Origin of the sequence: Roseovarius albus, assembly GCF_900172335.1 — a bacterium.
Taxonomy (GTDB): Bacteria; Pseudomonadota; Alphaproteobacteria; order Rhodobacterales; family Rhodobacteraceae; genus Roseovarius; species Roseovarius albus.
Map to the genome: position 1 here is coordinate 1 of NZ_FWFX01000031.1, position 5513 is coordinate 5513.

Annotated in this window: 9 protein-coding genes; all 9 read left to right on the forward strand. The window is 44.8% G+C overall.

The annotated features are described in order from the left end of the window. Positions 1-830, forward strand: an 830-nt coding sequence (locus ROA7450_RS21565) for a minor spike protein H (protein ID WP_001436542.1), incomplete at its 5' end; no start/stop codon positions are given. A gap of 36 nt (positions 831-866) precedes the next feature. Then, positions 867-2435 carry a replication endonuclease gene (locus ROA7450_RS21570; RefSeq protein ID WP_001134933.1) on the forward strand — a complete coding sequence of 523 codons (1569 nt, stop codon included), beginning with the start codon at positions 867-869 and terminating at the stop codon, positions 2433-2435. Continuing rightward, entirely contained in the window at positions 2368-2520 is a 153-nt protein-coding gene (locus ROA7450_RS21575; RefSeq protein ID WP_435988044.1) for a hypothetical protein, read from the forward strand. The genes ROA7450_RS21570 and ROA7450_RS21575 overlap by 68 nt, the downstream gene beginning before the upstream one ends. Continuing rightward, a complete protein-coding gene (locus tag ROA7450_RS21580; protein ID WP_016670801.1) occupies positions 2453-2692 on the forward strand; it encodes a phage DNA packaging protein C in 240 nt (79 codons plus the stop codon). Before ROA7450_RS21575 ends, ROA7450_RS21580 begins: the two co-directional genes overlap by 68 nt. Then, positions 2689-3147 (forward strand): scaffolding protein D, encoded by a 459-nt coding sequence (locus ROA7450_RS21585; protein WP_000084700.1) that lies wholly within the window; start codon positions 2689-2691, stop codon positions 3145-3147. Before ROA7450_RS21580 ends, ROA7450_RS21585 begins: the two co-directional genes overlap by 4 nt. Next, positions 3147-3263: a phage DNA packaging protein J gene (locus ROA7450_RS21590; RefSeq protein ID WP_000033471.1), complete on the forward strand. Its 117-nt coding sequence runs from the start codon at positions 3147-3149 to the stop codon at positions 3261-3263. The genes ROA7450_RS21585 and ROA7450_RS21590 overlap by 1 nt, the downstream gene beginning before the upstream one ends. 36 nt (positions 3264-3299) lie before the next feature. After that, on the forward strand, positions 3300-4583 hold the full coding sequence (locus ROA7450_RS21595) for a major capsid protein (RefSeq protein ID WP_000065572.1): 1284 nt from the start codon (positions 3300-3302) through the stop codon (positions 4581-4583). Positions 4584-4693: 110 nt separating this feature from the next. Continuing rightward, the gene (locus ROA7450_RS21600; protein WP_000487867.1) at positions 4694-5221 is read left to right on the forward strand and encodes a hypothetical protein; all 528 of its coding nucleotides are present in this window, start codon (positions 4694-4696) and stop codon (positions 5219-5221) included. An 8-nt stretch (positions 5222-5229) separates the two neighbouring features. Next, on the forward strand, positions 5230-5513 hold a 284-nt coding region (locus tag ROA7450_RS21605; protein ID WP_001986401.1), incomplete at its 3' end, for a hypothetical protein.

Consider the following 5513-nt stretch of genomic DNA (forward strand, 5'->3'; position numbering starts at 1 on the left):
AATCTGCCATTCAAGGCTCTAATGTTCCTAACCCTGATGAGGCCGTCCCTAGTTTTGTTTCTGGTGCTATGGCTAAAGCTGGTAAAGGACTTCTTGAAGGTACGTTGCAGGCTGGCACTTCTGCCGTTTCTGATAAGTTGCTTGATTTGGTTGGACTTGGTGGCAAGTCTGCCGCTGATAAAGGAAAGGATACTCGTGATTATCTTGCTGCTGCATTTCCTGAGCTTAATGCTTGGGAGCGTGCTGGTGCTGATGCTTCCTCTGCTGGTATGGTTGACGCCGGATTTGAGAATCAAAAAGAGCTTACTAAAATGCAACTGGACAATCAGAAAGAGATTGCCGAGATGCAAAATGAGACTCAAAAAGAGATTGCTGGCATTCAGTCGGCGACTTCACGCCAGAATACGAAAGACCAGGTATATGCACAAAATGAGATGCTTGCTTATCAACAGAAGGAGTCTACTGCTCGCGTTGCGTCTATTATGGAAAACACCAATCTTTCCAAGCAACAGCAGGTTTCCGAGATTATGCGCCAAATGCTTACTCAAGCTCAAACGGCTGGTCAGTATTTTACCAATGACCAAATCAAAGAAATGACTCGCAAGGTTAGTGCTGAGGTTGACTTAGTTCATCAGCAAACGCAGAATCAGCGGTATGGCTCTTCTCATATTGGCGCTACTGCAAAGGATATTTCTAATGTCGTCACTGATGCTGCTTCTGGTGTGGTTGATATTTTTCATGGTATTGATAAAGCTGTTGCCGATACTTGGAACAATTTCTGGAAAGACGGTAAAGCTGATGGTATTGGCTCTAATTTGTCTAGGAAATAACCGTCAGGATTGACACCCTCCCAATTGTATGTTTTCATGCCTCCAAATCTTGGAGGCTTTTTTATGGTTCGTTCTTATTACCCTTCTGAATGTCACGCTGATTATTTTGACTTTGAGCGTATCGAGGCTCTTAAACCTGCTATTGAGGCTTGTGGCATTTCTACTCTTTCTCAATCCCCAATGCTTGGCTTCCATAAGCAGATGGATAACCGCATCAAGCTCTTGGAAGAGATTCTGTCTTTTCGTATGCAGGGCGTTGAGTTCGATAATGGTGATATGTATGTTGACGGCCATAAGGCTGCTTCTGACGTTCGTGATGAGTTTGTATCTGTTACTGAGAAGTTAATGGATGAATTGGCACAATGCTACAATGTGCTCCCCCAACTTGATATTAATAACACTATAGACCACCGCCCCGAAGGGGACGAAAAATGGTTTTTAGAGAACGAGAAGACGGTTACGCAGTTTTGCCGCAAGCTGGCTGCTGAACGCCCTCTTAAGGATATTCGCGATGAGTATAATTACCCCAAAAAGAAAGGTATTAAGGATGAGTGTTCAAGATTGCTGGAGGCCTCCACTATGAAATCGCGTAGAGGCTTTGCTATTCAGCGTTTGATGAATGCAATGCGACAGGCTCATGCTGATGGTTGGTTTATCGTTTTTGACACTCTCACGTTGGCTGACGACCGATTAGAGGCGTTTTATGATAATCCCAATGCTTTGCGTGACTATTTTCGTGATATTGGTCGTATGGTTCTTGCTGCCGAGGGTCGCAAGGCTAATGATTCACACGCCGACTGCTATCAGTATTTTTGTGTGCCTGAGTATGGTACAGCTAATGGCCGTCTTCATTTCCATGCGGTGCACTTTATGCGGACACTTCCTACAGGTAGCGTTGACCCTAATTTTGGTCGTCGGGTACGCAATCGCCGCCAGTTAAATAGCTTGCAAAATACGTGGCCTTATGGTTACAGTATGCCCATCGCAGTTCGCTACACGCAGGACGCTTTTTCACGTTCTGGTTGGTTGTGGCCTGTTGATGCTAAAGGTGAGCCGCTTAAAGCTACCAGTTATATGGCTGTTGGTTTCTATGTGGCTAAATACGTTAACAAAAAGTCAGATATGGACCTTGCTGCTAAAGGTCTAGGAGCTAAAGAATGGAACAACTCACTAAAAACCAAGCTGTCGCTACTTCCCAAGAAGCTGTTCAGAATCAGAATGAGCCGCAACTTCGGGATGAAAATGCTCACAATGACAAATCTGTCCACGGAGTGCTTAATCCAACTTACCAAGCTGGGTTACGACGCGACGCCGTTCAACCAGATATTGAAGCAGAACGCAAAAAGAGAGATGAGATTGAGGCTGGGAAAAGTTACTGTAGCCGACGTTTTGGCGGCGCAACCTGTGACGACAAATCTGCTCAAATTTATGCGCGCTTCGATAAAAATGATTGGCGTATCCAACCTGCAGAGTTTTATCGCTTCCATGACGCAGAAGTTAACACTTTCGGATATTTCTGATGAGTCGAAAAATTATCTTGATAAAGCAGGAATTACTACTGCTTGTTTACGAATTAAATCGAAGTGGACTGCTGGCGGAAAATGAGAAAATTCGACCTATCCTTGCGCAGCTCGAGAAGCTCTTACTTTGCGACCTTTCGCCATCAACTAACGATTCTGTCAAAAACTGACGCGTTGGATGAGGAGAAGTGGCTTAATATGCTTGGCACGTTCGTCAAGGACTGGTTTAGATATGAGTCACATTTTGTTCATGGTAGAGATTCTCTTGTTGACATTTTAAAAGAGCGTGGATTACTATCTGAGTCCGATGCTGTTCAACCACTAATAGGTAAGAAATCATGAGTCAAGTTACTGAACAATCCGTACGTTTCCAGACCGCTTTGGCCTCTATTAAGCTCATTCAGGCTTCTGCCGTTTTGGATTTAACCGAAGATGATTTCGATTTTCTGACGAGTAACAAAGTTTGGATTGCTACTGACCGCTCTCGTGCTCGTCGCTGCGTTGAGGCTTGCGTTTATGGTACGCTGGACTTTGTAGGATACCCTCGCTTTCCTGCTCCTGTTGAGTTTATTGCTGCCGTCATTGCTTATTATGTTCATCCCGTCAACATTCAAACGGCCTGTCTCATCATGGAAGGCGCTGAATTTACGGAAAACATTATTAATGGCGTCGAGCGTCCGGTTAAAGCCGCTGAATTGTTCGCGTTTACCTTGCGTGTACGCGCAGGAAACACTGACGTTCTTACTGACGCAGAAGAAAACGTGCGTCAAAAATTACGTGCAGAAGGAGTGATGTAATGTCTAAAGGTAAAAAACGTTCTGGCGCTCGCCCTGGTCGTCCGCAGCCGTTGCGAGGTACTAAAGGCAAGCGTAAAGGCGCTCGTCTTTGGTATGTAGGTGGTCAACAATTTTAATTGCAGGGGCTTCGGCCCCTTACTTGAGGATAAATTATGTCTAATATTCAAACTGGCGCCGAGCGTATGCCGCATGACCTTTCCCATCTTGGCTTCCTTGCTGGTCAGATTGGTCGTCTTATTACCATTTCAACTACTCCGGTTATCGCTGGCGACTCCTTCGAGATGGACGCCGTTGGCGCTCTCCGTCTTTCTCCATTGCGTCGTGGCCTTGCTATTGACTCTACTGTAGACATTTTTACTTTTTATGTCCCTCATCGTCACGTTTATGGTGAACAGTGGATTAAGTTCATGAAGGATGGTGTTAATGCCACTCCTCTCCCGACTGTTAACACTACTGGTTATATTGACCATGCCGCTTTTCTTGGCACGATTAACCCTGATACCAATAAAATCCCTAAGCATTTGTTTCAGGGTTATTTGAATATCTATAACAACTATTTTAAAGCGCCGTGGATGCCTGACCGTACCGAGGCTAACCCTAATGAGCTTAATCAAGATGATGCTCGTTATGGTTTCCGTTGCTGCCATCTCAAAAACATTTGGACTGCTCCGCTTCCTCCTGAGACTGAGCTTTCTCGCCAAATGACGACTTCTACCACATCTATTGACATTATGGGTCTGCAAGCTGCTTATGCTAATTTGCATACTGACCAAGAACGTGATTACTTCATGCAGCGTTACCATGATGTTATTTCTTCATTTGGAGGTAAAACCTCTTATGACGCTGACAACCGTCCTTTACTTGTCATGCGCTCTAATCTCTGGGCATCTGGCTATGATGTTGATGGAACTGACCAAACGTCGTTAGGCCAGTTTTCTGGTCGTGTTCAACAGACCTATAAACATTCTGTGCCGCGTTTCTTTGTTCCTGAGCATGGCACTATGTTTACTCTTGCGCTTGTTCGTTTTCCGCCTACTGCGACTAAAGAGATTCAGTACCTTAACGCTAAAGGTGCTTTGACTTATACCGATATTGCTGGCGACCCTGTTTTGTATGGCAACTTGCCGCCGCGTGAAATTTCTATGAAGGATGTTTTCCGTTCTGGTGATTCGTCTAAGAAGTTTAAGATTGCTGAGGGTCAGTGGTATCGTTATGCGCCTTCGTATGTTTCTCCTGCTTATCACCTTCTTGAAGGCTTCCCATTCATTCAGGAACCGCCTTCTGGTGATTTGCAAGAACGCGTACTTATTCGCCACCATGATTATGACCAGTGTTTCCAGTCCGTTCAGTTGTTGCAGTGGAATAGTCAGGTTAAATTTAATGTGACCGTTTATCGCAATCTGCCGACCACTCGCGATTCAATCATGACTTCGTGATAAAAGATTGAGTGTGAGGTTATAACGCCGAAGCGGTAAAAATTTTAATTTTTGCCGCTGAGGGGTTGACCAAGCGAAGCGCGGTAGGTTTTCTGCTTAGGAGTTTAATCATGTTTCAGACTTTTATTTCTCGCCATAATTCAAACTTTTTTTCTGATAAGCTGGTTCTCACTTCTGTTACTCCAGCTTCTTCGGCACCTGTTTTACAGACACCTAAAGCTACATCGTCAACGTTATATTTTGATAGTTTGACGGTTAATGCTGGTAATGGTGGTTTTCTTCATTGCATTCAGATGGATACATCTGTCAACGCCGCTAATCAGGTTGTTTCTGTTGGTGCTGATATTGCTTTTGATGCCGACCCTAAATTTTTTGCCTGTTTGGTTCGCTTTGAGTCTTCTTCGGTTCCGACTACCCTCCCGACTGCCTATGATGTTTATCCTTTGGATGGTCGCCATGATGGTGGTTATTATACCGTCAAGGACTGTGTGACTATTGACGTCCTTCCCCGTACGCCGGGCAATAATGTTTATGTTGGTTTCATGGTTTGGTCTAACTTTACCGCTACTAAATGCCGCGGATTGGTTTCGCTGAATCAGGTTATTAAAGAGATTATTTGTCTCCAGCCACTTAAGTGAGGTGATTTATGTTTGGTGCTATTGCTGGCGGTATTGCTTCTGCTCTTGCTGGTGGCGCCATGTCTAAATTGTTTGGAGGCGGTCAAAAAGCCGCCTCCGGTGGCATTCAAGGTGATGTGCTTGCTACCGATAACAATACTGTAGGCATGGGTGATGCTGGTATTAAATCTGCCATTCAAGGCTCTAATGTTCCTAACCCTGATGAGGCCGTCCCTAGTTTTGTTTCTGGTGCTATGGCTAAAGCTGGTAAAGGACTTCTTGAAGGTACGTTGCAGGCTGGCACTTCTGCCGT